Annotated in this window: 24 protein-coding genes, 1 tRNA gene and 1 pseudogene; 15 read left to right on the top strand and 11 right to left on the bottom strand. The window is 43.7% G+C overall.

Going from position 1 to position 24,333, the window contains the following annotated elements:
- Positions 1-485 precede the first annotated feature (485 nt).
- The 3 genes from HZA08_06470 (at position 486) to HZA08_06460 (ending at position 3,662) form a co-directional block, all read left to right on the top strand.
- On the top strand, positions 486-2,765 hold the full coding sequence (locus HZA08_06470; protein ID MBI5193070.1) for a pyruvate synthase: 2,280 nt from the start codon (positions 486-488) through the stop codon (positions 2,763-2,765).
- A 182-nt stretch (positions 2,766-2,947) separates the two neighbouring features.
- The gene (locus HZA08_06465) at positions 2,948-3,541 is read left to right on the top strand and encodes a gliding-motility protein MglA (GenBank protein ID MBI5193069.1); all 594 of its coding nucleotides are present in this window, start codon (positions 2,948-2,950) and stop codon (positions 3,539-3,541) included.
- Positions 3,542-3,586: 45 nt separating this feature from the next.
- Positions 3,587-3,662: transfer RNA gene (locus tag HZA08_06460), tRNA-Asn, on the top strand.
- 25 nt (positions 3,663-3,687) lie between these two features.
- On the opposite strand, the gene HZA08_06455 is transcribed toward HZA08_06460, so the two are convergent.
- Positions 3,688-4,050: a hypothetical protein gene (locus tag HZA08_06455; GenBank protein ID MBI5193068.1), complete on the bottom strand. Its 363-nt coding sequence runs from the start codon at positions 4,048-4,050 to the stop codon at positions 3,688-3,690.
- Complete coding sequence (locus HZA08_06450) at positions 4,047-4,340, bottom strand: hypothetical protein (protein MBI5193067.1); 294 nt, start codon at positions 4,338-4,340, stop codon at positions 4,047-4,049. The genes HZA08_06455 and HZA08_06450 overlap by 4 nt, the downstream gene beginning before the upstream one ends.
- A 721-nt stretch (positions 4,341-5,061) precedes the next feature.
- On the opposite strand from HZA08_06450, the gene HZA08_06445 reads away from it, so the two are divergent.
- The 8 genes from HZA08_06445 (at position 5,062) to HZA08_06410 (ending at position 8,023) form a co-directional block, all read left to right on the top strand.
- On the top strand, positions 5,062-5,442 hold the full coding sequence (locus HZA08_06445; GenBank protein MBI5193066.1) for a HEPN domain-containing protein: 381 nt from the start codon (positions 5,062-5,064) through the stop codon (positions 5,440-5,442).
- Positions 5,439-5,846, top strand: a complete 408-nt coding sequence (locus tag HZA08_06440) for a hypothetical protein (protein ID MBI5193065.1) — start codon at positions 5,439-5,441, stop codon at positions 5,844-5,846. Before HZA08_06445 ends, HZA08_06440 begins: the two co-directional genes overlap by 4 nt.
- Positions 5,843-6,241 carry a hypothetical protein gene (locus tag HZA08_06435; protein ID MBI5193064.1) on the top strand — a complete coding sequence of 133 codons (399 nt, stop codon included), beginning with the start codon at positions 5,843-5,845 and terminating at the stop codon, positions 6,239-6,241. The genes HZA08_06440 and HZA08_06435 overlap by 4 nt, the downstream gene beginning before the upstream one ends.
- Before the next feature lie 196 nt (positions 6,242-6,437).
- On the top strand, positions 6,438-6,629 hold the full coding sequence (locus HZA08_06430) for a hypothetical protein (protein MBI5193063.1): 192 nt from the start codon (positions 6,438-6,440) through the stop codon (positions 6,627-6,629).
- Positions 6,630-6,964: 335 nt separating this feature from the next.
- Positions 6,965-7,210, top strand: a complete 246-nt coding sequence (locus tag HZA08_06425; protein MBI5193062.1) for a hypothetical protein — start codon at positions 6,965-6,967, stop codon at positions 7,208-7,210.
- Complete coding sequence (locus HZA08_06420) at positions 7,108-7,488, top strand: DEAD/DEAH box helicase family protein (GenBank protein MBI5193061.1); 381 nt, start codon at positions 7,108-7,110, stop codon at positions 7,486-7,488. Before HZA08_06425 ends, HZA08_06420 begins: the two co-directional genes overlap by 103 nt.
- Positions 7,485-7,754 carry a hypothetical protein gene (locus tag HZA08_06415; GenBank protein MBI5193060.1) on the top strand — a complete coding sequence of 90 codons (270 nt, stop codon included), beginning with the start codon at positions 7,485-7,487 and terminating at the stop codon, positions 7,752-7,754. The genes HZA08_06420 and HZA08_06415 overlap by 4 nt, the downstream gene beginning before the upstream one ends.
- Before the next feature lie 113 nt (positions 7,755-7,867).
- Positions 7,868-8,023, top strand: a complete 156-nt coding sequence (locus tag HZA08_06410) for an SEC-C domain-containing protein (protein MBI5193059.1) — start codon at positions 7,868-7,870, stop codon at positions 8,021-8,023.
- Positions 8,024-8,147: 124 nt separating this feature from the next.
- On the opposite strand, the gene HZA08_06405 is transcribed toward HZA08_06410, so the two are convergent.
- The 5 genes from HZA08_06405 to HZA08_06385 form a co-directional block, all read right to left on the bottom strand.
- On the bottom strand, positions 8,148-8,885 hold the full coding sequence (locus HZA08_06405; protein MBI5193058.1) for an MBL fold metallo-hydrolase: 738 nt from the start codon (positions 8,883-8,885) through the stop codon (positions 8,148-8,150).
- Between the two features lie 18 nt (positions 8,886-8,903).
- Positions 8,904-9,644: a hypothetical protein gene (locus tag HZA08_06400; protein ID MBI5193057.1), complete on the bottom strand. Its 741-nt coding sequence runs from the start codon at positions 9,642-9,644 to the stop codon at positions 8,904-8,906.
- A gap of 35 nt (positions 9,645-9,679) precedes the next feature.
- Positions 9,680-11,062, bottom strand: a complete 1,383-nt coding sequence (locus tag HZA08_06395; protein ID MBI5193056.1) for a cation-transporting P-type ATPase — start codon at positions 11,060-11,062, stop codon at positions 9,680-9,682.
- 110 nt (positions 11,063-11,172) lie between these two features.
- Positions 11,173-12,597, bottom strand: coding sequence for a cation-transporting P-type ATPase (locus tag HZA08_06390; protein MBI5193055.1), 1,425 nt, complete (start codon positions 12,595-12,597; stop codon positions 11,173-11,175).
- Positions 12,598-12,741: 144 nt separating this feature from the next.
- Positions 12,742-13,572: a universal stress protein gene (locus HZA08_06385; protein ID MBI5193054.1), complete on the bottom strand. Its 831-nt coding sequence runs from the start codon at positions 13,570-13,572 to the stop codon at positions 12,742-12,744.
- A 164-nt stretch (positions 13,573-13,736) separates the two neighbouring features.
- On the opposite strand from HZA08_06385, the gene HZA08_06380 reads away from it, so the two are divergent.
- The 4 genes from HZA08_06380 (at position 13,737) to HZA08_06365 (ending at position 18,426) form a co-directional block, all read left to right on the top strand.
- Positions 13,737-15,698, top strand: coding sequence for an APC family permease (locus HZA08_06380; protein MBI5193053.1), 1,962 nt, complete (start codon positions 13,737-13,739; stop codon positions 15,696-15,698).
- A 3-nt stretch (positions 15,699-15,701) separates the two neighbouring features.
- Positions 15,702-16,376, top strand: a complete 675-nt coding sequence (locus HZA08_06375) for a TrkA family potassium uptake protein (GenBank protein ID MBI5193052.1) — start codon at positions 15,702-15,704, stop codon at positions 16,374-16,376.
- Positions 16,377-16,647: 271 nt separating this feature from the next.
- Positions 16,648-17,322, top strand: coding sequence for a TrkA family potassium uptake protein (locus HZA08_06370; protein MBI5193051.1), 675 nt, complete (start codon positions 16,648-16,650; stop codon positions 17,320-17,322).
- A gap of 207 nt (positions 17,323-17,529) precedes the next feature.
- A complete protein-coding gene (locus tag HZA08_06365) occupies positions 17,530-18,426 on the top strand; it encodes a phosphate-starvation-inducible PsiE family protein (protein MBI5193050.1) in 897 nt (298 codons plus the stop codon).
- A gap of 160 nt (positions 18,427-18,586) precedes the next feature.
- On the opposite strand, the gene HZA08_06360 is transcribed toward HZA08_06365, so the two are convergent.
- The 4 genes and pseudogenes from HZA08_06360 to HZA08_06345 form a co-directional block, all read right to left on the bottom strand.
- Complete coding sequence (locus tag HZA08_06360; protein ID MBI5193049.1) at positions 18,587-21,283, bottom strand: DEAD/DEAH box helicase family protein; 2,697 nt, start codon at positions 21,281-21,283, stop codon at positions 18,587-18,589.
- Between the two features lie 3 nt (positions 21,284-21,286).
- Positions 21,287-22,987, bottom strand: a complete 1,701-nt coding sequence (locus HZA08_06355) for a DUF262 domain-containing protein (GenBank protein MBI5193048.1) — start codon at positions 22,985-22,987, stop codon at positions 21,287-21,289.
- 12 nt (positions 22,988-22,999) lie between these two features.
- The gene (locus HZA08_06350) at positions 23,000-23,254 is read right to left on the bottom strand and encodes a hypothetical protein (protein MBI5193047.1); all 255 of its coding nucleotides are present in this window, start codon (positions 23,252-23,254) and stop codon (positions 23,000-23,002) included.
- A gap of 412 nt (positions 23,255-23,666) precedes the next feature.
- Positions 23,667-24,333 (bottom strand): annotated as a pseudogene (locus tag HZA08_06345) (site-specific DNA-methyltransferase).

The following is a 24,333-nucleotide window of genomic DNA, read 5'->3' as shown; positions in this document are numbered from 1 at the left end:
GTTTCACAAAGGAGGATGAAAACCACCCCCCCCAAGCCCCCCCTTGTTAAGGGGGGGAAAGTTCCTTTGGTGCTCAATGGCCAACGGCAATCCCCCCCTTTGTTCAAGGGGGGGCATGGGGGGGTTATTTTCGGATGAACCGTCATGAGCCATGGGCTCACAAAGGATGATGAAAATGAGGCCCTCTCCCCTTAGTCCCCTCCCGCAAGGGGAGGGGAGATATGAAAGATTGCCGAAGATCCCCCCTCCCTTGACGGGAGGGGGTTAGGGGGAGGGTGAGCTATGGGGATTTTCGGATGAACTTTCATGAGCGGGGCGCTCACAAAGGACAATGAAAACCCCACCCTCACCCTAACCCTCTCCCTGAGGGAGAGGGGGCTATGTTGATTCCCTCCCCTTCAAGGGGAGGGTTAGGGTGGGGATGGGGTTATTTTCGGATGAAAGTAATGAATTTATTTTTAATACATAATTAATCAGGAGGAAAAATGGGTACAGAGGTTAGGGAAGCGGCGAAGCAGGAGACTGGGTTTTTAAGCGGAAATGAGATGACCGCTCTGGCTGCAAGCCAGATAGATTTTCATTTAATGGGGTTCTATCCCATTACGCCTTCAACAGAGATTGCAGAGAATATAGACGAGATGAAGGCAGAGGGTGAACATAATATCGTAATGGTTCATGGTGAGGGTGAACATGGCGCTGCAGGAATATGTTACGGTGCATCAACTACAGGCGCAAGGGTCTTTAATGCAACGTCTGCCAACGGTCTCCTCTATGCCATAGAGCAGATGCCGGTTCAATCAGGTACACGTTTTCCCATGGTGCTTGATCTGGTAGCACGCTCTGTATCAGGACCTCTCGACATCAGATGCGACCACAGTGATGTTATGATGGCACTGAACTGCGGCTGGATTATCCTTCTGGCAAAGGACCCGCAGGCAGCTTATGACATGAATATAATTGGTGTAAAGATCGGTGAGCTTGAGGACGTAAGACTGCCGGTCATTATAACTTATGACGGCTTTTTCACAAGTCATCAGAAACGCAGGGTACAGTATTTTACAGACAAAAAGATTGTTCAGGATTTTGTAGGTTCACATCCGCCAAAGTATATTTCAGTTGACCCAAGAAATCCTGTTACAATAGGCCCTTACATGAACGACCCTGACCTGATCAACAATAAGAAACAGCAGGCAATGGCTATGGAGGCCGCATACAATCGTCTTGATGAGGTCTTTGAGAGTTACTATCAGATAAGCGGCAGGCGCTATGGTCTGCTTGATAACTATATGATGGAAGATGCTGAGACGGCGCTGTTTATACTTAACTCTGCCTTTGAAACCTCAAAAGAGGCAGTGGATAAATTGAGGGCAGAGGGACACAAGGTAGGCGTGATTATGCCGAATGTCATCAGACCATTTCCTGCAAAGGAGATCAGGGCAGCGATGAAGAATATTAAGGCCCTATGTGTTGCAGACCGTCAGGATTCCTTTGGTGCATGGGGCGGCAATATGACACTTGAGGTAAAGGCGGCACTTAAAGATGACCAGGAGAACAGGACACTTGTACTAAGCCGCATATACGGCCTTGGCGGCAAAGAGTTTTATATGGAAGATGCCATTGATATGCTTAATGAGGCTATGGATACTGCCTTGAAAGGGAAGGTCGAAATACCTTATGAATACGTAGGTGCAACACCGGGTGACCCAAATTATACTCCTGTACAGATACAGAAGCCTCTTACAAAAGAGGATACAACGCGCAACCTTATTACTGTTACACAGGATGAAAAAACAGGGGATTTCCTTGATTTCAAAGGCATCAGCGCAAGACCTTTGAACGAGTTACCAAAGAGGATTTCTCAGGGACATTCTGCGTGCTCAGGGTGCGGAATTTTCCCTGGACTCGATACCTTCTTTAAAGGGATTCAGGGTGATGTAGTAGTACTGTTCCACACAGGATGCGGGATGGTGGTTACAACCGGCTATCCTTACACATCACATAATGTTACCTATATACACAACCTCTTTCAGAGCGGTGCATCCACCCTCAGCGGTGTGGTAGAGGCATTCCGCGAAAGACAGAGGAGGGGAGAGTTACCGGATAGCGAAGATATAACATTTGTTATGATCACCGGTGACGGCGGCATGGATATCGGTATGGGACATACCATTGGTGCGGCATTAAGAAATCACAAGATGATTATACTTGAGTACGATAATCAGGGCTACATGAATACCGGTGCCCAGTTGTCTTTCTCAACCCCGATCGGTCATGCTACAACAACTTCGCATGTCGGGCCTTATCAGGCTGGTAATCGGTATCAGCATAAGGACACAGCCCAGATTATGGCATCATGTAATATACCTTATGTATTCACTGGAATTGCAACCCAATATCGGGACCTTATTAAGAAGGCGACTAAGGCACAGTATTATGCGAAGAATGAGGGGCTGGTTTACGGAAAGATACTGATTGCATGTCCCCTTGAATGGAAGAGTGAAGAGAGGATCGGGCTTGAGATTATTCAGGCGGCAGTTGACTCCTGTTTCTTCCCGTTATATGAGATTGTACATGGAAAGACAATTATTACCTATAACCCTGAAGAGAAGGGGAAGAAGGTCCATGTTACTGAATGGCTGAAGCTGATGGGTAAGACCAAACACCTTACCAAACCTGAACATAAAGACCTGGTTGAAAAATTCCAGCAGGAAGTAGACAGGCGGTGGGAGAGATTGAAGGCGATGCATGAACACCCCCTATTATAATTTCATGCAAACGCAATATTTGGCCGACTACGGCGTCAAAACTGACTGTCCAAATACTCACGTACATAAAAGAGTATGCTCCGTTTTGTCCAGCCAGCTTTTCCTTGTAAACGACTCAAATCTTACGTTTGCACCGAAAAATAAAAAACAACTTCATTTTTCGGTTTAGAGGGCCTGTATATATGCCTTTAATACAATACTCCACACATGAGATAGAGTGTAAGGTTATTTATTACGGCCCCGGCCTATGTGGGAAGACAGAGAACGTACGTTATATCTATAATAATACCAACCCTGAGAGCAGGGGACAGTTCGCCTCTATAACCACAGAGAAGGAACGTACACTTTTCTTTGATTTTCTATTGCTGTACTTAGGCAATCTAAGTGGATTTACCCTGAAGGTTAATCTCTACACAATACCGGCAAAGACCTTTTATGAAGAGAGCAAAAGACTCATAATAAACGGCATGGATGGCGTCATTTTTGTTGCAGACTCACAGGTTGCAAGGATGGATGCAAATATTGAGAGTATGGAGAACCTTAAAAAGGATTTATCATTACTGGATACGGACTTAAATTATACCCCCTTTGTCCTACAATATAACAAAAGGGATCTGCCCGGCATAATGCCTGTAGACGAGATGAACAGACTGCTAAACCCAGCAGGCATCCCTGCTTATGAATCTGTCGCACAAAAAGGTGAAGGGGTCTTTGAATCCCTCAGGGGTGTTACAGACCAGGTAATAGTAAAACTACATAACTACCTATTGACTTAATCTCCTGCACTTATATATAATGTGCAACATCAAATTTCAAAAAATTCCCCGGTAGCTCAATCGGCGGAGCGAGCGGCTGTTAACCGCTAGGTCGTAGGTTCGAATCCTACCCGGGGAGCCAATATCAGATAAAAATAAGTTACTACTCATGCTGCTGCAAGCCTGACTTCAGCAATAATAGTATCCCATGGAACCATAATCAAACCGTCCTTGGTTGGGGTCAAAAGACCAATACGCATTAATTCCTGTACGTCAGTATGGACATTCTTATAGTCCCTCTCCAACAGCTTAGATAGAGACCTGATGCTCATTGGTCCTTCTCGGCGTAATGATTGTAATAGGGTCCAGCGGACAGGTGTGAGAACCCTCAAAAGTGTATCAATATCTTCAAAATTAAGCAGTTCTTCCTCCCTGACAGGCTCTCTTTGTTCAGACTTGTGCCATGCATCAATAAAACGATTTGCCGATTCAGTAAGTGTGCTAATGCCGACCTTGATTTTTTTAGTCATAATATTTCCCTCCTCGCTTTTGTTACATCTGCCAGGAAATCCGCCATTAAAGTTTCAACATCAACGAAGCGGTAGGCCTCTTCAATAGTTCTATAATGCCTGTGGTCTCCCTTGCCGGTTTCATTATCGTATCTTACAATACAAGTTCCATTTACTGTGCCGTAATAGAGCCGATATTTGATTCCGTGTTGACGCTCAGGACTTTTTGCCGGCAGCTCCCATATTACCATTTCTACAATAGACCCGTCTTCTAACACATTCTTTTCTCTGTGTACCAGTTTTGCTACCATATGTTATAAATACCATATAGCTACTTTAACTGTCAAAGAGAATCTTCCAGCCTACATCGTGCAGAGATTTTTGCAGCCACATGAACAGGATACCTGATGGAGTATTGTTTAGGGTCTGTCATGAAATAACTTGTGCATTTAGGCGCTCAGATTTCGGTCAGGTTTGAGTGCGACCGATTGAGCAAACCCGAAGGCGTAGTTGAGTCTACGCTGAGGGGTTGCGATTGAGGAGCACACAAAGATGGCCGGAAGATGAGATGCATAAATGTATAGGTTATTTTATGACAGACCCTTAGCTGCTATGACAGAAATTACAGGCTTACTCATAGCAGATAAAAACGATGCATAATTACACGCGTCGTCTATATGTTCCCTGATGAGTTTTATAATTATATTGCTTATCTCAAAGAAACAAATTCTTCCCTTTGCTCGGATTTATTATCACTAGGGAGCCAATTCGTATCCGCATCCCTCCACGGCCTGATATGTAGCGACAGAAAAGGGGGATAGGAATAATTACCCTATATACGGCAGTCAAGCGGATAACCATATTAATTAAAATGGTTCTAATAGATCCCCTTGACACCTATTAATCCAGAGAGTAGGATGAAGCTCGAATTTTTCGATTTACCTATGGGTCAAGATTGCGAGGTTAATCTGTTCATGAAAAAGCAATGATTCTTATATTGTAAATTCAGATATATCATGTATGGTCAATTAAATGAAAAAAAAGGCTCGTAATAACATCAAAGCATCAAGGTCGCTAATCAAAAATGGCTTTTATGAATCATCTGTCTCGCGTGCATATTATGCAGTATACCTTGCAGCATGGCACTATTTAAAAACCATGGATATTAATCCCCCACAAAAGGCGCCGAAGGGTGGCTACTATTGGCCTCACCACAAACTTCCGGGAATCTTGTGTGATGAATATGGATTTATAGGTCCTGAGCAGATGGAAAAACTGGAGTTAATCTGCTCTCGTAGAATAAAGGCAGACTACTATGTTGATAATATTGAGAAGGAAGAAGCCCAGAACTCGCTCTCTATTGCCACAAATTTTATCACCTTTTTTCTGGATAAGAGAGATAAAGTTGAATGAAGCCGGAAAGATGCATAGAGATTATAAGACTCATTGAAAATGCTACTAACTATGATTATTCGCTTCGTTGGGTAGATGAAGCGACCTCATTAGGTGATTTTGATGGAAGGGAGGTTGCAATAGATGTATTCAATATCACAGCTAGTGAACAGATTGTTTTTTTAACTCGAATAAGACAAATAAGGAATAAGATGCGTGAGATGATTGGTCACAGGGGCGTCTTTATATTTCATTCACCGGAATCTACAAGGATGCACTATGCAAATCTTTTTCCAATAACTCACGGCGTCCTTTTGGAGGCAGGAAGTTCAATCCGTATGCCGTTGCCGGTGCCTGGTGGAACCGGAATAAAACCTGTAATAAGTGGTGGTACAATTTGTTTAAAACTGAGAAAAGCCGCATGAATCGTATCCAGCTCGGCTCCAATTTATTTGAGGATTGTGAAAATGTCCTCCTCATTTCCGGAACCCCCCTTTTTTCATATAGTGTAGAACCTGACGGGATAAAGCTATCATTCAACGTCTATTCTCCGCCAGCCAAAACAGCTATTCAGGTTGAGGACAATTTAAAAAAGAAAGGCGATGTTGAAGTCAAAATTGGAAAGAATTATGCGGATATTACGATGGGTAAAAAAAAGCTATTTGAGCTGTATGTTGAGGTGGACTCTGTTGTTATAAATCTTGATTTACGCCCCATCGGGCTTCACATTTATACAGACCCGAATGCCCTACATGTAGGGGGAACACAGCTTTCACAGAATATTATTAAACAATCTAAGCATGGAATTTCAATAGGTTAAAGAAGTACGTTTCAAAACACCGCATAAGTTTACTTACCTGCTTTCCAATATTTCTGACCGCTATGTTTCCTAAAACCCTATCCAGTATTGGGACATATTTGCTATATTACGTTTGACATATATCCATTATGCTTGACAGTGCTACAGGCTTATGTAAAGATTTGTGAAAAAATAAAATGGTGAGGTAATTTCAGCTATGCCGGTGCTTGATTGGATAGGGAAAAAGCAGGTTATAAACCATGATAAGGAGGTCCCCTTCAGGCTTTTAAAAAGGGTTGATTCCTTATCAATAGGCAAGAGTGAAAATCTGATCATCAAAGGTGATAACCTTGAGGCTTTAAAGGCACTTCTGCCTTATTACTACAATAAGGTCAAAGTATCTACATAGATCCTCGATGCCGAGCTTTTTAATGCTCATGGTCTTATTAACGATGATGTTGTCTATACTGATCTTGCACGGTATATATTCTTCTCTGAGACGAGGCTTGATCTGAAAGAAAGGGAGATAGAGGATTATTTTATCGGAGAGAATAGCGACATAGAATACTACCTGATATATAAAAAGGACAAGAAGAATATTCTTAACGGGAAGATTATTCCAATGCTTAAAAAAACAGGCAAACAAAAGATTGTATATGCGGATAGTTGTACCTTAGATGCTGAAGTCCTTGCAGAGTTAAAGATTACTTTCAAACAGATACCTTACGAGGTAAGAGGCTTTTGATGGAACTTAAAAACTATCAGAAGGCAGTTATTGACAGTCTGGAAGAATATCTTAAAAATTTAAGGGATAATTCTTCCAAAAATCCTGCCAAGTCTGCCTTTATAGAGATTACGGATAAACCTTCCATATCCTTACAGAGGACATGCCGAATGTTCCTTTTATCTGCGTCAAAGTCCCAACAGGCGGTGGGAAAACACTTATTGCAAGCCATAGTGTCGGCAAGATATATGACCATTACCTTTTAGAAAAAGATTATAAAGGTCTGGTTGTCTGGTTTGTTCCATCCGATGCCATCAGGACACAAACGCTTAATGCCATGAGGGACAGTACGCATCCATACAGATATGCAATTGACGAGTACTTTGATAAGAAGGTGGTTGTACTTGACAACAAAGAGGCTATTTCACTTCGTGTATCGGATATAAAGGATAATGTCTGTATTATAGTCTCAACACTGGCTGCATTTAAACGCGAGGATAAAATGATGAGGAATACAGGCTGGCAAAGGCCATTGATGATATGAGTAATGTCAAATGGTGGTTCAGGAATTTAGATCAAGGAGGATTCTACATACAGGGTTATTTACCATACCCATTAAATCCTGATTTTATCCTTGAAACAAAATCAGGAAAGATTGTCGTCCTTGAATACAAAGGTCAACACCTTGCTGACCGTGAATATAAGGAAGAAATAGGGAATATATGGGGTGGTATAAATGATAAGTATAAATTTATGATGGTGACAAAAAGTAATGTTGAGGAGAAGATAAACAGGATAAAAGAATTATAAGTGCCGGTGTATAGTTTAAATCTTTGATTTAAATTAAAAAGTTGGCTGCTCTTGAAATATCAGTTTATTTATAATATCCTCTTCCTATCTATTCTAACAAAAGGATCCGCCACATGAATAAACCAGGAAGAAATGAACCCTGCCCGTGCGGCAGTGGTAAGAAATACAAGAGATGCTGTCTTTCGAAATCTTACATTCCGGCTGGGAAAGAACACTCTATATTGGAACAACAGATGGAGGCGATAAAGACTGAAATGGATGTGGGATAGGTTAAACCTTATCTGTGAGTTTTAACCCCACCCTCACCTTAATCCTCTCCCTGAGGGAGAGGAAATTTCCCTCCCCTTCAAGGGGAGGGCAGGGTGGGGATGGGGTTAATTTTCGTAAGAAGTCTTACACCGCTATCCCGACATTTAGTTGTTCAAACCAGTCAAGAAATTTTTGTATATCGGTTTTCTTAAAGATGGCGCCGTGCTGGGGACACATCAGGTTTATATCGAGTTTTCTGATTAATCCTATCCATTTATTCTTCGCAACATTAGATGGCATCCACCTTTTGTGAAAGCCTTCCATATACTGTATGTGATTATTGAAGTCTTTGACGAATATGTCATCATAGTCGGGCGGAAGAAGGGCGGCACCGATATCCCCGCTGAACAGTATCTTTGCAACAGGGTCGTACAGGGAGAAATTGCCTGATGAATGTAAATAGTGGGCAGGTATTAGTTTCAGGTCATTGCTACCGCCTAGCGGCAGGATAGTCCCTTCGTCAGGGACAGACGTGAGTTCCCTTCCTCCGCCAAAATGAGGGATAAACATGCTCCATACCCAGGGAACATACACTGCCTGGAGGTTTTTGCAGACTGAAAGCCATAATGAAAGAGAAGAGCAAATATCCGGGTCCTGGTGCGAGGCAAATATAGATTCTACGTTATCCATTTCTATCTCTTTTGAGAGGGCAGAAATCATTGAAGGAAAAATCTCAAGTCCGCCCGGGTCAGGGAGTAACCCCTTTTCATCATTTACTATGAGATACTGATTTGTATCTATAAGTGTTTGTGGACGCTTTGGATCTTTACCAAAATATACCCACCTTCTCCTGGCGTTATTAAACAGTTCATGGCTTAACATTTAGTCTTCTCCTTATGATTATATAAAGTTTACAGTCCGTGTAAGCATACCTGTAATTGCAAGGACCTGGTCATGTGCCATGTCCTCAAAGTCTGCAATGTCTTTTGAAAGTGCCCGAATATTTGAGGCTACTGTGGGCAGGTCCGACTGGACGTTATTAACACGTGCAGACTCAACAAGGGCAGTGATTGAGATAAAGTGGCACTGTCTTACTGCGACCATCCTGATATTGTCAATAATCCTGCAGAGTTTCTTTGACCGGCCTTCCATAGTGGACAAGTTCTTCAGAATTTCCCTGCCGCAGTTAATGGTCTCGCTCCATAAGTGATATTCAATGGAATTTTTCGTGCATCTTGACTTCTCATTCTCCCATTTTCTCAGAGCTGCTGAATTAACGGATGACTCCCATTCATAGAATATTGGTTCATTTTTTTGTGATAAGACATTATTCAGCGAACGTTTTAACAGGTCGAGCTTCATTTCTGCAACGCCCCACTTTGCAATGTGGTTTGCCATCTCAAAAAAGATTTTTTCTATCTCTTCAATAAGTTTAGAAAGTTCATGAGACATTACAAGCAGGTCTTTAACAACTACGCTGAAAGGGGCACCCTGCTCCCCGATATGTGCAGATGCAATCTCAGCATTCAGGGATATGAGGCGTGTCCGTCTGATGATGGGCAACATTCCTGCGAAGGTGCGATTCAGGTTTATTGCCCTGACCCTTAGATCAGTATTTGAATTATCTTTAATAGTTTCCATTGTGAAAATATTAACGGTAAATTATCAGTACTACTTTAGTCTCTTTTGCCTCTTACTATAAATTTCCTTAATTCCTCCATGCCTAATAAAAATAGTGAAAAGGGTATGAAGAAGAGCCATGCATAAATTGGTAGAGGGGATGTGCCGGTAATTACATTTCCTCCGTTGGTGTAGACTATGAAGAGCAAAAGTATTACCTCTGTGAGGATGCCGTAAAGGATCAATTTGTTTGATTTAAGAGACAGTGAAAAAACAGAGTTTATCCTTGAACGGCAGACCAGCACGTTTGCGATTTGTGTCATTATAATACCGGTCAGGCAAACTGTTGTGGCCTTTAGATAAACAGGGTCCGCCGGCGTAAGGTGAGTTCCCCATGTCCATCCGTTTATTGAAAGAAACCAGAAGAATCCAGCCATTGATGCGATCGCCTCAATCGGACCGAGAAATAGATATGCCCTTGCGAGGAGGGGAAAAGACAAGAGTCTTTCTTTCATTGAGCGGGGAGGTCTTTTTAAAATATCCGGCTCGGGAGGTTCAGCGCCAAGTGCGAGGGCAGGTAGCATGTCAGTTCCGAGGTCTACTGCGAGTATCTGTATAACAGTAAGCGGCAAGGGTATGCCGAGGAGGGCATAAGCTATATAGGGTATAATCTCAGGGATATTACTGCTCAGTATATAAGTTGTGAACTTCTTGATATTTTCAAATACCGTGCGGCCTTCCTCAATCGCCTTCACAATTGTCGCGAAATTGTCATCCATTAAGATAATATCTGATGCCTCTTTTGCAACGTCTGTACCGGACAGGCCCATTGCAACCCCGATGTCTGCCTTTTTGAGGGCCGGTGCATCATTAACACCATCCCCCGTAACTGCAACCACTTCGCCTATGTCTTTCAGGGCAGAGACTATGGTCATCTTGTCTTCCGGCGTCACCCTTGCAAATGCAATCTCTCTTCCTTTGAGGATCTGCAAAAGCTCTTTGTGACTTTGTTTCTTTAAATCTGCCCCTGTTATTACAACCGGGTCATTAAACAGACCTATCTCCCTTCCGACTGCCCTTGCAGTATCAGGGTTATCCCCTGTTACCATGATTATCTTAATGCCTGCGCTTTTACATCCTTTGATTGCATCAGGTACTTCGGGTCTTGGCGGATCTTCAAGGGCGGCAAGGCCGAGGAAGGTGAGGTTGGTTATCCCGGATAGCCCATGCTCACCCTCCCCCTCCCATTGAAGGGGAGGGAATATTAAAATAGGCCCCTCTTCCGTTACGGGGTGGGGAATATCTGTTGTCCTTTTCTTTCCTCCACATTTCCCCTCCCCTTGCGGGAGGGGATTAAGGGGAGGGGGGGGTTGGGAGGGTGCATTATTTTCAACCTGCTTATACGCAACCGCCAGCACCCTCAGTGCCTTAGCTGTCATATCATGTAATGCCTGCTCTGTCTCTTTCTTTTTTATATCATCAAAAGGAATCACCTCATTATCAATCGCTACATTCGAACACAATTGTAGTACTGTCTCAGGAGCGCCTTTTACATAAATAATCCTATTTCCACCCCCCCGTTGCCCCCCCTTGGTAAGGGGGGGGGGGGGGGTATCTTTTCATGAATGGTGGCCATCCATTTCCTCACGGAATCAAATGGCTGTTCAGATATTCGCGGTTCTTCTGATTTTAATGTATCTATATCAAGATAGTTTTGTGCAAATTCAAGCAGGGCTTTTTCTGTGGGGTCTCCGATGATTACGCTGTCCCGCGTGTGTGCATCGTTGCAGAGGGTGATGGCTTTGAGGAAGAGGTCATGCGGAACGCCTTCCGGCGGGGTTAGAAAACCCCGCCTATCCACATTTATATTAACGATAGGCGGGACATTCTTGTCCCGTTCATGTTCTCCCTTTCTAAGCCAGTGTTGTCCACTCGTATATACCTCAACCACTGACATCTTATTTTGTGTCAGTGTCCCTGTTTTGTCTGTGCAGATTACGGTTACGGCGCCGAGGGTTTCTACGGATGTGAGTTTTCTTACTATTGCCTTTTTCTTTGCCATCCTCTGGCTTGCCATGGCGAGGGAGAGTGTAACAGTGGGGACGAGTCCTTCAGGGATGTTTGCAACTACTATCCCGAGTGCAAATATAAAGTTTTCCCAGAAGCTTCTGCCTGCAATGATTCCGATGAGAAAAAACAGGACACCAAGAAATACTGCAATTATTGATATAGTCCTTGTTACACGGATGGTTTCAAGTTCAAGAGGACTCATGCCGCTTTTTACCTCTGATGTGAGCCTTGCTATCTTGCCGAATTCTGTACTCATGCCGGTAGCAAATGCCACGCCTCTACCCTGGCCGGTAACAACTGATGTACCTGCAAAAACCAGATTTATGCTGTCAATAAGGTCGGCATTATTTTGAGGAGAAGATGTTCTTTTAACAGGCATTGATTCACCTGTTAGGGATGACGCATCCACCTTAAGCTCTGCTGATTCTATCAGGCGTATATCTGCCGGTACCCTATCCCCTTCTTTTAATAAGACCACATCACCGGGTACTATCTCAGATGCAGTGACCTCTATCTCCTTTCCATCTCTTATAACAGCAACCCTGAAAGGGAGGAGTTTTTTTAATTCCTCAAATGCCTTCTCTGCCCTGTATTCCTGAAAGAATGCAAACCCGCCGTTTATAAAGATTACACCCATGATTGCAAATCCAAGGATGATAAATCCTTCGCCCGGTTTCATGGCCTCACCGATAAAGGATACTATTGTTGTGCACCAGAGGAGGATTGCAAAAAGATTTGTGAGGTGTTTGATAAGTGTATAGAGGAGTGACTTCCGGGCAGTCTCAATTATCTCATTCGGACCGAAGTGTTTAAGGCGCTCAGATGCCTCATGCCCTTCCAGCCCTGATGGGGAGGTGTGCAGGTATTTATAGACATCATCAGGAGATAGAGCCTGAATTGCCATAGATATGCTCGAAGATAAACCCCATCCCCACCCTAACCCTCCCCTTGAAGGGGAGGGAATAAACTTAGTGCCCTCTACCTCATGGAGAGGGGCCGGGTTAGTGTGCCTATTTTTTCAATCTTACTTCTTACTTCTGCTTGCTACCTACTTAAAATGTACTAGCATAACATCACACGGTGTATCTCTTAAAATCTCTTCCACCGGGTTTCCTGAAACGATTCTTTTGATTATATTTCTTGTTGTAGCGCCTGCAATTATCAGGTCATACTTGTGATGTGACGCCTCGGATATAATCTCCTCACGGGCATTTTTCCCGGTTACTATCTTTTCTGTGACGCTTATCCCGCGTTTTTTCAACTCTTCGATAAAAGTTGAGACATGTCTTTCTGCAGATACTGTTATCAGTTCAAGTTCTCTTCTGTCTAATTTTTTTGTAAGGGAGTCCTTTAGCTCCACCACATGAAACACGGTTATCCGGGAGTTGTATTCCTTTGAAAAAGCCTCTGCAATGTCCGCCCTTTCCTTATCCATATAGCCGTCACCTATTACAGGGATGAGTATTTTATTTGGATTGATGGAGCGGCCTGGATGAGAAATCTTTAAGCCGATTACACTGCAAGGGAGTTTATACATAAGCCTGCTTGTTATGGATTTAACAATGAACCTGTTCTCTTTATGCGGTCTTCTTGTTGAAGAGATTACTATGTCAATAGAATTGTTCTTTACAAATTCGGCGATTGAACCTACCACATCACCGGTCATTATAATACCTTCTATATTGAGTCCCTGTTCTCTCCCTTCATGCAGTATCTTTTCAATATTATTTTCAGCATCGTTTTCATTCTTATCGCTGATATTTTTATTCAGAACTGTTGCTATAAACAGCTTTGCCTTAAATATCTTTGCAAGCGCAAACGAATATCGTGCGGTTATATTTGCATGGAATGAGCCGTCTATTGCTGTGAGTATTTTCATAAGTACATCTCGATCACATACATGCACATACTTTAGCAATATCTCTTGAGAAATTCTATATATTTTTATTTTGCCGGTTCATCCCCCTGTCCGGCGGCCCCTGTTTGGCATTGACACAAAATTCTTATCCTGATAATATACCCCGCAATGAATGGTCAAATAAGATGAGTGGACCAACTATTCATCATACAAGCCCGGCTCCAAGGCGATCACTGACGAGCCTCCTGATCGGCTCAGCTTTATCCTCTAAAGAAGCTGCGCACCAGACTGTCAGCAAGAAGGTAGGCCTGGCTGTTTTTGCCTCGGATGCGCTCTCTTCCACTGCTTATGCCACTGAGGCCATACTTGAAGTTCTGGCCTTGGCAGGGGCAGCCGCATTAGGATTCTCTATACCCATCTCCGGTGCTATTGTATTGTTACTGGCTATAGTTACCATTTCTTATGAGCAAACCATTCACGCCTACTCAGGAGGAGGCGGGGCATATATTGTAGCACGTGACAATCTTGGTGAGTCACCGGCACAGACAGCCGGTGCTGCATTGCTCACTGATTATATCCTCACTGTGTCGGTCAGTATATCTGCAGGTGTGGCCCAACTTACTTCCGGGTTTCCTTTTCTGCACCCATATCGCGTAGAGATAGCAGTTTGCATAGTCTTTATTATGATGCTGATTAACCTTAGGGGAGTAAAAGAGTCCGGCGTCACGTTTGCTGTTCCGACCTATTTTTTCCTTGGGATGACGATTATAACTCTGGGCATCGGACTCTTTAAATACCTCAACGGTTCACTTGGTATGGTGACAGACATAATACCGGCAGAGACCGGGGCCATTCAAGGTCTGTCCCTTTTTCTGATTTTGCGTGCCTTTGCCAGCGGGTGTACGGCTCTTACCGGTGTTGAGGCTATATCCAACGGGATAACGGCATTTAAAGAACCGAAAAGCCGCAATGCGGGTATTACACTCGTCTGGATGAGCGCCATCCTGTCGGTTATGTTTTTAGGCATTACCTTCCTTTCATACAAGATCGGCGCCCAGTTCTCGTGGACAGAAACCGTTATATCACAATTGGGACGCACTGTATGGGGCAGGGGAACATTGTGGTACGTACTGCTGAGCGCTACTACAATGATACTTATTATGGCCGCCAATACATCCTTTGCCGATTTTCCCAGGCTGGGCGCCCTGCAGGCAGGCGATGGTTTTTTGCCGCGCCAGCTCACATATCGCGGAAGCCGGCTGGTTTTTACATTCGGGATAGTTTCACTCGCAGTATTCTCCTCAATACTTATCATTATCTTCCGGGCTGAAACAACGTCGTTAATACCATTATACGCCATCGGAGTCTTTCTCTCGTTTACACTTTCCCAGACCGGTATGGCCGTTCGATGGTTGAAATCCAGCAAGCTGAAAGAGGGCGAAGAGATTGTTCAACAGGGCGGTGTGGTGCGATATGATGCAAAATGGCGTCTCAAGTTCGTCATCAACTCCATCGGCGCCATTGTCACAGCTATCGTCACAGTAGTCTTTACCATCGCCAAGTTCACTCAGGGTGCGTGGGTTGTTGCCCTGCTGATACCGCTATTGGTATTGATCTTCTATCGTATTCACTACTACTACAGAGACCTTGCCGGAGAATTGTCGCTTGAAAACTTCGGCGCGCCGACACGGGTGAAGCGAAATCGTGTCCTGCTGCTTGTCAGCGGCGTACATCGGGGCGTGCTGTATTCCCTGCGGTACGCGGCATCACTTTCAGAAGATATTACAGCCTTGTATGTTGCCACGGATCCGGTAGAGGCTGAGAACTTCAAACGCAAGTGGGACCAGTGGGGGAATGGCGTCCGCCTGGTTGTTATTGATTCTCCTTACAGGCAGTTGATCGAACCGGTTATCGGTCATATTGAAAAAATGGCGGAAGACCGCCGGCCGCAGGAGATGCTGACTATTGTTGTGCCGCATTATGTGCCGGCCCATTGGTGGCAGAATTTTCTGCACATGAATACAGCGATTATCCTGCGTGCTGCCCTTCTGCGCCAGAAGAATATAGTAGTTATGGAGGTACCTTACCACATGAAAGATGAAAAAGTTCCCGCAGTGGAAGAAACATTCGATTACAGGAAGGACTAAGTTATGGGAAATGAGACCCTTCAAAAAATCATTATAGTCGGCTGCGGCCGTGTGGGTGTAGAGCTGACACTGTCACTTTACAACCAGGGGCATACTGTAAGTGTGGTCGACGTGAACCCGCGTGCCTTTGACCGGCTGGGCCCACAGTTTCGCGGACGGACTGTGCAGGGGGAATGTATTGACCAGGATGTACTCAAACGGGCAGGGATAGAGACAGCCGATGCATTAGCCGCTGTAACTTCGTCGGACAGTGTCAACCTCATCTGTGCACGCATAGCCCGTGACTTTTTCCACATCAAACATGTTGTCGCCCGGGTATACAACCCCGTACGTATGCCTATATATGAAAAACTCGGTTTGCAAACTGTTGCATCATCCTCATGGGGTGCAAGGCGTATGGAACAGCTTATCCTTCAGACGGAACTGCAGGGCATCAGCGCTATTGGTCATGGAGAGGTGCAGATCTACGAAATTATTGTACCGGAGTCATGGAACGGGCACAAAGTCAGCGAACTGATCCCTGCAGGAAGCGCCCTGCCTGTCAGTATTGTTAGGGGCGGGCGCGCATCCCTGCCCGGTCCGGAAACTATTATTCAAACCCATGACCTGCTTCAAGTGAGTGCAACAACAGAAGGCGCTGTTGCTTTGCGGGGTCTTATACTTAAGAAACATCCATGAGCGAATCGCTCACAAAGGGGAATGAAAATCAGCGGGACAAGAAAGTCCCGCCTATCCTCGTAGATATGGATAGGCGGGGTTTTCTTACCCCGCCGGAGGAGAGTTTCGGATGAACCGTCATGAGCCGAGGGCTCACAAATGGCAATGAAAACCCCACCCTCACCCTAACCCTCTCCCTGAGGGAGAGGGGGCTATGTTGATTCCCTCCCCTTCAAGGGGAGGGGTAGGGTGGGGATGGGGTTGATTTTCGGGTGAAAGGAAAGGGATAATCATGTTTGTAATTATAGTTGGGGGAGGCAGGACCGGTTCTCATCTGGCATCGCTCCTTCTTGCACAAGGGCATCAGGTACGACTGATTGAGTGGCAGCCTGAGATACTAACTAACCTGCACCGTGAACTCCCTACTGAGGTTATTTTCGAAGGTGATGCCACTGACCCGCACGTCATGGAGACAGCCGGTATTCGGAAGGCACAGGTACTTGCCGCTGTTACATCAGAAGACGCCGATAACCTGGTAATTACCTTGCTTGCCCGCTTTCAATATGGGGTACGCCGCATCATCGGCCGTATTAATAATCCAAAAAACGCTGCACTCTTTTCACCGGATTTTGGGGTGGACGTGGCAATTAACCAGTCCGACATCATGGCGAAATTAATAGAGGAAGAAATGTCGCTCGGCGATATGATGACTATGTTCAAACTAAGCCGCGGAAAGTATTCCCTGGTTGAAGAGAAAATCTACCCGCGTGCCCGCGCTGTGGGCATGGCTATTAAAGACCTCACCCTGCCTCAGAATTGCATCATATCTGGAGTACTTCGACACGGCGAAATGGTACTGCCCCGAGGCGGTACAATATTGGAAGAAGGTGATGAAATACTCGCGTTAGTGGATGATACCGCGTGTAAGGAACTTGCCAGACTGCTCGGACGGCCAAATGAATCATGATGGGAATATAAATACCTCCTACCTGTATTCATCCGAAAATCAACCCCATCCCCACCCTACCCCTCCCCTTGAAGGGGAGGGAATAAACTAAGCACCCTCTCCCTCAGGGAGAGGGTCCGGGTGAGGGTGGGGTTTTCATGGCGGTTCACCCTATGCTAAAATTCCTATAGACTCCAATAATATTTATGAGATATAATTTAACCTACTATGGAATCCATGGAAGAATTGAAAAAGGCTTATGCTATATCCGACCAGGATGCTGAAAATCTGAAGTCTGTCAGAGGACTGGCAGAGAGGCACAAAGATGAGTTCATATCTAAATTTTATGATTATGTCCTCAGATTTGATAAGGCATCCCATTTTCTTACTGATGAAGAGGTTATTGCGAGACATAAAGAGAAGGTAACATACTGGTTTTTGCATATCTTTTCCGGAGAATACAACGAGGAATACCTGCGGAGTTTATACCGGGTCGGCGAGGTTCATGTAAAAGTGGGACTGCCGGGGCATTATGTTAATGCCTCATTAAATTTTGTCCGCAGATACTGTTATAAAGTGCTTACGGATGAGTTCGGATGCAGCAAGCAGAAAGACATGGTTATAAATAGCCTCGATAAAATCCTTGATCTCAATCTTGATGTTATGACTATATCATACAGAGAGGAAGAGCTGAGGTCTCATGTCCTCCCGCGGAAACTTGAAATAGGGTTGATTGAGTTTGCAAGGAAGTTCGCCTTCAGTGTAGATTTGGTTCTTATATTTATACTCATGGTAGCAGCCCTGTTTGTACTTGGGTTCGTTGGTTATGAGATTTATAGTATTGCATCAGGAGAAGTAACTGTTGAGACCGGCATATTAAAGATACTTGGTACATTGCTGATGATATGGGCCATCGGCGAGCTTCTTAATGCTGAGATACATCACCTGAGAGGCGGCAAATTTGCCATAAATTCATTTATTACCCTTGCCATCGCCGCTGTAATCAGAAAGATTCTCGTAGCCAGCATGAGTACAGAAAAGATACACGACGCCATGATCCTCGGAGGAATCGTCCTCATCCTCGGCATTGTGTTCTGGCTTGTCGGGCATACGGAGAAGGGTTGAGAGATGGGTTATGAGCAGAAGTTAGATGCAAGAAGTTAGAAGTAAGACTAAAGCAGAAAGACTCATTGCTTGATTCCCACGATTTCCACTATTTCCTATTTCATAGACAGGATAATTAACCCGGAAGATTTAAATAGGTTCTTAATTACATGATGTTTTCCTATAAATATCTTCCAATCAGTTCAGAAACTGATGTAACCGGTTCTTTTGGAAATTCTACATCTTCCAACTGTTTAAAGTGAACTCTACCGCAGGCAATTTTCCATTTTTCACTATCTCTTAATTCCTGACCTTTGCCTTTTGTCTCTGCCACGAAATAGAATTTCTTTTCTCCCTTGAAAACTATTGCCCAGTCAGGGTTATATGTTCCTATGGGTGTATTGATCTTAAACCAAAAAGGCAATTTAAAAAAGAACTCTATATTCTCACTACTCTCACAATCTCCGGCAAACTGATTTTCTACGGATGACTCAAGAGGGATGTAGTTATCATAAATGGTTTTATCCGGGTCATTCACCGTAAAGGTGAACCGGTCAAGGTATATTTCCAATTCATTCTCTTCAAACAATGTCATCTCATAAAACTTGTTACCAATCTTTTCATACTTTATTCCATTAATCATCAATTCAAACAACACGGATTTAATTTTTTCCACAGCATTATCCATAAAAAGCTGAGGGTTGAGCAGCAATTCATGTAACCTTCCGGACCGTTTGAGTATTTCCAGAATTGTGCTTCGGGTTAATTCAGTCTTTGACTGAATATAGGCCAGCGTATCAGGTATTTCAAATGCCGTTCCGTTGCTATCGTTGACACTGTCACTCATTAATTTACCCTCAACGCCGGAGGCAGTTATCAAAACCCGTTTCTTGGTTGATTTGATTGAGGGCTTTTTGGTTTCCGGCATGTCCTCTACGGCCTTTGCAGCCAGTGCAATCAATTCATCTGTCTTATATTCAACTCTGTATCGGGTGTGAAATTTTATCTTCTCCCATATCTGTAAGAATTTCGGGTCTGCCTCAAAACCTTTACGCAGATTGACGTTCTGCTTTTTCCCTTTGTCTTTTATTCTGCCGGTGAAATCAACACCGCAATCCTGCTCAATTTCCTGCTGGAGTGCCCTGGCAAAGTCTTCATACGATTGATTAGCAACGACTGTTAATTTATTGATATTACGGTCAAAGATTCTTTGTCCGTCTTGATTTATTGATAAGCGCAGGCCCCTGCCTATTTCCTGCCTCTTTTTTATCTCTGATCTGGTTTCATTCAACGTGCATATCTGAAATACATTCGGGTTGTCCCAGCCCTCCCGCAATGCGGAATGGCTGAAGATGAAGCGGAGCGGGGTTTCCTGGTCAAGCAGTTTTTCTTTGTCCTGCATGATAAGTTTGTAGGTATCATCATCTGCCAGGGATTCGCCGCCTGTATCTTTTATTCTGCCCTTATTATCCTGTGAGAAATAACCGTTGTGAAGTTCGTCTACATCATAAGGGGCATAATGCAGTAAACCATTGAAAGCAGGTTTGGCAATCTCTTGCATATAAATTTCCTCAAACCAACGGGCAAATTTCCCTTTAACAGGGTTTCCGCTGATGTCATACTCCCTATAATTCTTTACCCTGTCAATGAAAAATAATGAAAGCACTTTAATACCTTTACCCCTGTAAACCCTCTCTTTTTTGAGATGTTCTTCAACGGTTTTCTGAATCATAAACTTCATAACCTCATCATTCATCCCGCCCTGTGTTTCACCTATGGAAAGCATCAAACCGTTGGTGAGCGTGATAGTGCCGTTCCCTGCATCAATCTCATCAATGATAAAACCGTCCTTGTAAATATCTCTCTGCCTGCTGAGTTTATAAATATCATCACCGGCCCTGATAGTGACTGATTTTTTCACCACCCCTTTATCCGTATTGCAATCAATCCTGATTTTCGCCGTAATTTTAGTTTTTGCTGCATTTATACTCTCCACCTGAATAAATGCCTCATTCATCGCATTCTCGCTGACTACGGAATCAACCTCAATCTGCTTTACCAGACCTAAATCATAAGCCTTTACCGGATTGAGGGAATATATCAGGTTGTAAAGGTTGGTATGGGTGGCAGAATACCGGAGTGTGCAAAGCGGATTGAGATTTTCAATCGCCTTTTTACGTATTTCTGTCTCCATATTCTGCGGCTCATCCACAATCACAATCGGGTTGGTGCTTTGGAGGAATTCAACAGGCCTTTTGCCTGTGAGCTTGTCATTGGGTTTGTTGATGATGTTTTCATCTTTGGCAAAGGCATCAATGTTTATAACCAGAATCTGAATGGCATTATTACAGGCAAAGCCCCTTAGATTGGAGACCTTCCTGCTGTCATATACATCATAATTGATCTGTGCCTTGTCATATAAGGTCTGAAAGTGTTCATGTGTGATTTGCAGATTTTTCAAGACCCCTTCACGGATGGCAATTGATGGGACAACAATAATAAACTTCTTGAAACCATAGAGTTTGTTCAATGCATAGATGGTGCGCAGATACACATAAGTTTTACCCGTGCCTGTCTCCATCTCCACAGAGAAATTCATCCCGTATGGGATACGGAATTCACCGCTCTCATTTTCAAGGAGAGGTACCTTGGGTGAAGTAATATCATTCCGCTTCTGTATCTGCTTTAAATTCTCCCATACCTGCCCCTCAGTCAATGTCAGTCTATTTCCCATGCCGTTCTCAGAAAGCAATACACCGGCTTTGGTCAATGAAAATTCAAATCCCCCGCCGCTCAAAGGCTGCCCCTCAAAAAGATCCGTGACGGCTCTTACGGCCTCTATCTGATATTCCTGATTGCTGTCGAAGTGGAGTTTCATAAATCAGAACTGTAACCTCCATATTGATTTGGCTTCAATAGCCATGCGGGCTTGTCTCTTAGATATATTTTCTTCTGTCCATTCACTATAATATTCAGCTATAGTCCGGGTTAATTGAATGCTGCTTCTGGGGTAAACAACTCTCTTATTATCAAAACCTTCTGTTCCGCTTTCTTTATTCAGTGCTTTTTCTAAAAGGGTCAGATTTCCCAAACGATAAACACATCTCTCAATGACATCATCTCCAAGATAACTCCATGAACCAATTGTATTGTCGGGTATATTGTCAGGGGCACTTTCCGGAATTATATGTTCAACTGTATAAAGGTCACTGTTTTGATCTATATCCGTATGATACTTATACCTCTCAATCTCAGCAAAGATATATTTTACAATTTTGTGATTCCTGGGTGTGCTTTTAAAAATCTTACCGGCAAACTCATTCTCAAAGCGTTCATCCTCGGGATAAATATCCCGCAAGTCACCAATATTAAACACTCTGTTCTTCCGGATGCTCAATGCGGCTGCATTATAAACGATTTCCTGTTCATTCGGGTTCAGACCTCCAATGACATTATAGCGGAATGAAATTATAGAACATGCCTTTAAAGCACGTCTGAACTCTAATTCCTCCAGTGAGTTATAAGCGGCCATAAGAAGCGAAAAAGGCTGTCTAATCTGAAACATTTTAAGGTCTCTCAGATAACTTGAAATTTCCTGTTTGCCCTTCCAAAGGTCATCTTCAGGATTTTGCAGTGCCATGTATACATCTGCATTATTGTCCAATGCGCGAATCAGAGAAAAGGCATCTCCTTTTGTTTTAATATCTTTCCTGATAGCCTTGAAGAGGTCATTCTTTCTGACTGTTTTGTTGAGACTGTTCCAGTAACATCTCAGGAACTCTGGAAATTTTTCACTCCCAAGCTTGCCGATGACCTTACTCCATAACGATTCCATTTTATCCAATTCCGATTTGTGGGGATTGGTGGCGTCTACCACTGAAAACAGATAATTTTTCAGCAAGTCGGATGACGAAAGCTTCACGCCCCTTGCATTAAGTGTTTCAAAAACCTTGAAGGCATTTAATTCATCAGAGACCTTGATTACTGTAAAGAAAAGTTTATCAACGATAGTGTCTACAAAGCCTGCCAGCGATTCACCGGTGACATACTCTTTTTTGATCCTTTCGTATAGCCATTCAAAGCAGCCTCTCATTTGCTTTTCTGAAACATTTATTTTTCTGAGAGGCAGGCTTTGGAGAGGCACAAGATAGTTTCTGTAATAATCATCATTGTTGCGATTCAGTTTCAGCTTATTTTGGGAAATAAGTGTTACAGGATCTAAGTAACCTATATAACTACTCCTCAACGCTTCTTTGCGCCTGAGATTCTGTTCAGTGCTGATTCCTTTATCCGCCAACTCCTGCAGACACTTTAAAACCGCAAGGACAAGTATGCTCAAAGTAGTAAGCCTTTGTTGTCCATCAATTACCTGAAAATTTTTATTATCCGAACTTTGCAGCACAAGATAGCCCATATAATGCTCGGATTCATCAGAGTTTAATGAGCGTATATCCTGCCACAGATCATCCCAATGCTCCGTCTCCCAGGAATAATCCCGCTGAAATTTAGGGATTTCATATTGTAAGCCATTCCCCATCAACTGGCGATAGGTCTCACTTGAAGTATCTCTTATGCCTTTCATTGCACTTTCCTCCTACACCGTTTGCACTGCGCCCTTGCCACCCTCGATCGGTTTGCCGGCGCCGGCAAAGTGATGGGCAGGCTCATTCCCTGATTGTTTGCAAGAAGTTAGTGCCCTTTTAATGGCATCTTCAAATCGCCTCCATTGTGTATACCCTAAGAGAGACTGAATTTCCCGCGCGCTCCAATATTCTGCTCCGTATTCATTTACTTTCTTCAGGTCTTCAAAAGACTTGCTTCCCATTGATACTAAATTTTTATCTGACATGCCCCCTCCTAAAATAAGGTATCACTAATATTATTCACAGCTAAATCGTTTTAAAATCCACCTCCGCATCACGCATCTGCAATACGGTATTTGTCTTAAACTGGTCGTTGCCGGTGTACAGGCTATCAAGAGTGATGACCTTTTGCGGTTTGGCGGCAATGATTTGCTCTATTATTTTTTCATTCATTGCATCTAAGGCAATGATGAGGTCGTTGTTGATGCTGTAATACCCCCCACCCTGGCCCTCCCCCGCAAGGGGGGAGGGAACGCTTATACTTCCTCTCCCCGCAACGGGAGAGGATTGGACTCTTAAACCTCCTCTCCCCTCAGCAGGAGAGGATTCAACGCTTATACTTCCTCTCCCCTCATGGGGAGAGGACTGAGGTGAGGGGTGGTTTTGGGAGACATACTCCACTGAGCTTGTGAGTTCATAGCCTGCCTTGAGCATTAGCTCATAGAGCATGTTTTGTTTCTCTGCGCCGGGTCTGGCGGGGTTGGTGAAGGCATCCATCTGTTGCACCAGTTTTTCTTCACTGTCTATTTCAGCGCCTCTCCAGATTTTGAAATTGGAGGGTGACAGCTTGAATACCTTGAAACCTAAGTCCAAGTTGCCTTCATCAAACAAATCAGGCTTCTCTGCTTTCTCTTTTTTAATTTTCTGAATTACCCTGCGGATGCGCTCTTTGGCAATATCGGCGATGGTTTTGTAGCCCGCTTTGCAAGCCTCACTGTTTTCATCGCATTGTTCAGGCAGTTGTACTAAAATGAATTTGCGGTTGCCCCCGTCTTCTTTATTCAGTTCCATAACTGCTTGGGCTGTAGTGCCGGAACCGGCGAAGAAGTCAAGGATTATTCCTTCACTTGTAGCAATATTTAATAAATGTTTAGATACAGTAGATGGTTTTGGGTAATCAAATATTTTATTTCCAAATAATTCGGATATTTCTTTTGATCCATGTGCTGTCGTTTTTACTATCTCTGAGTTAAGAATAGAATCTTGTGCTGTTTCAGTTTGAGTTCCTTCTAATATAATTTTATATGCTTCAATTCTCCCGTCACTTTGTTTTTCAAATACAACC

This window comes from Nitrospirota bacterium, from assembly GCA_016212215.1.
GTDB lineage: Bacteria > Nitrospirota > 9FT-COMBO-42-15 > HDB-SIOI813 > HDB-SIOI813 > JACRGV01.
The sequence above is the reverse complement of the archived record's forward strand: the minus strand, read 5'-3'. Positions and strand labels throughout refer to the sequence as shown.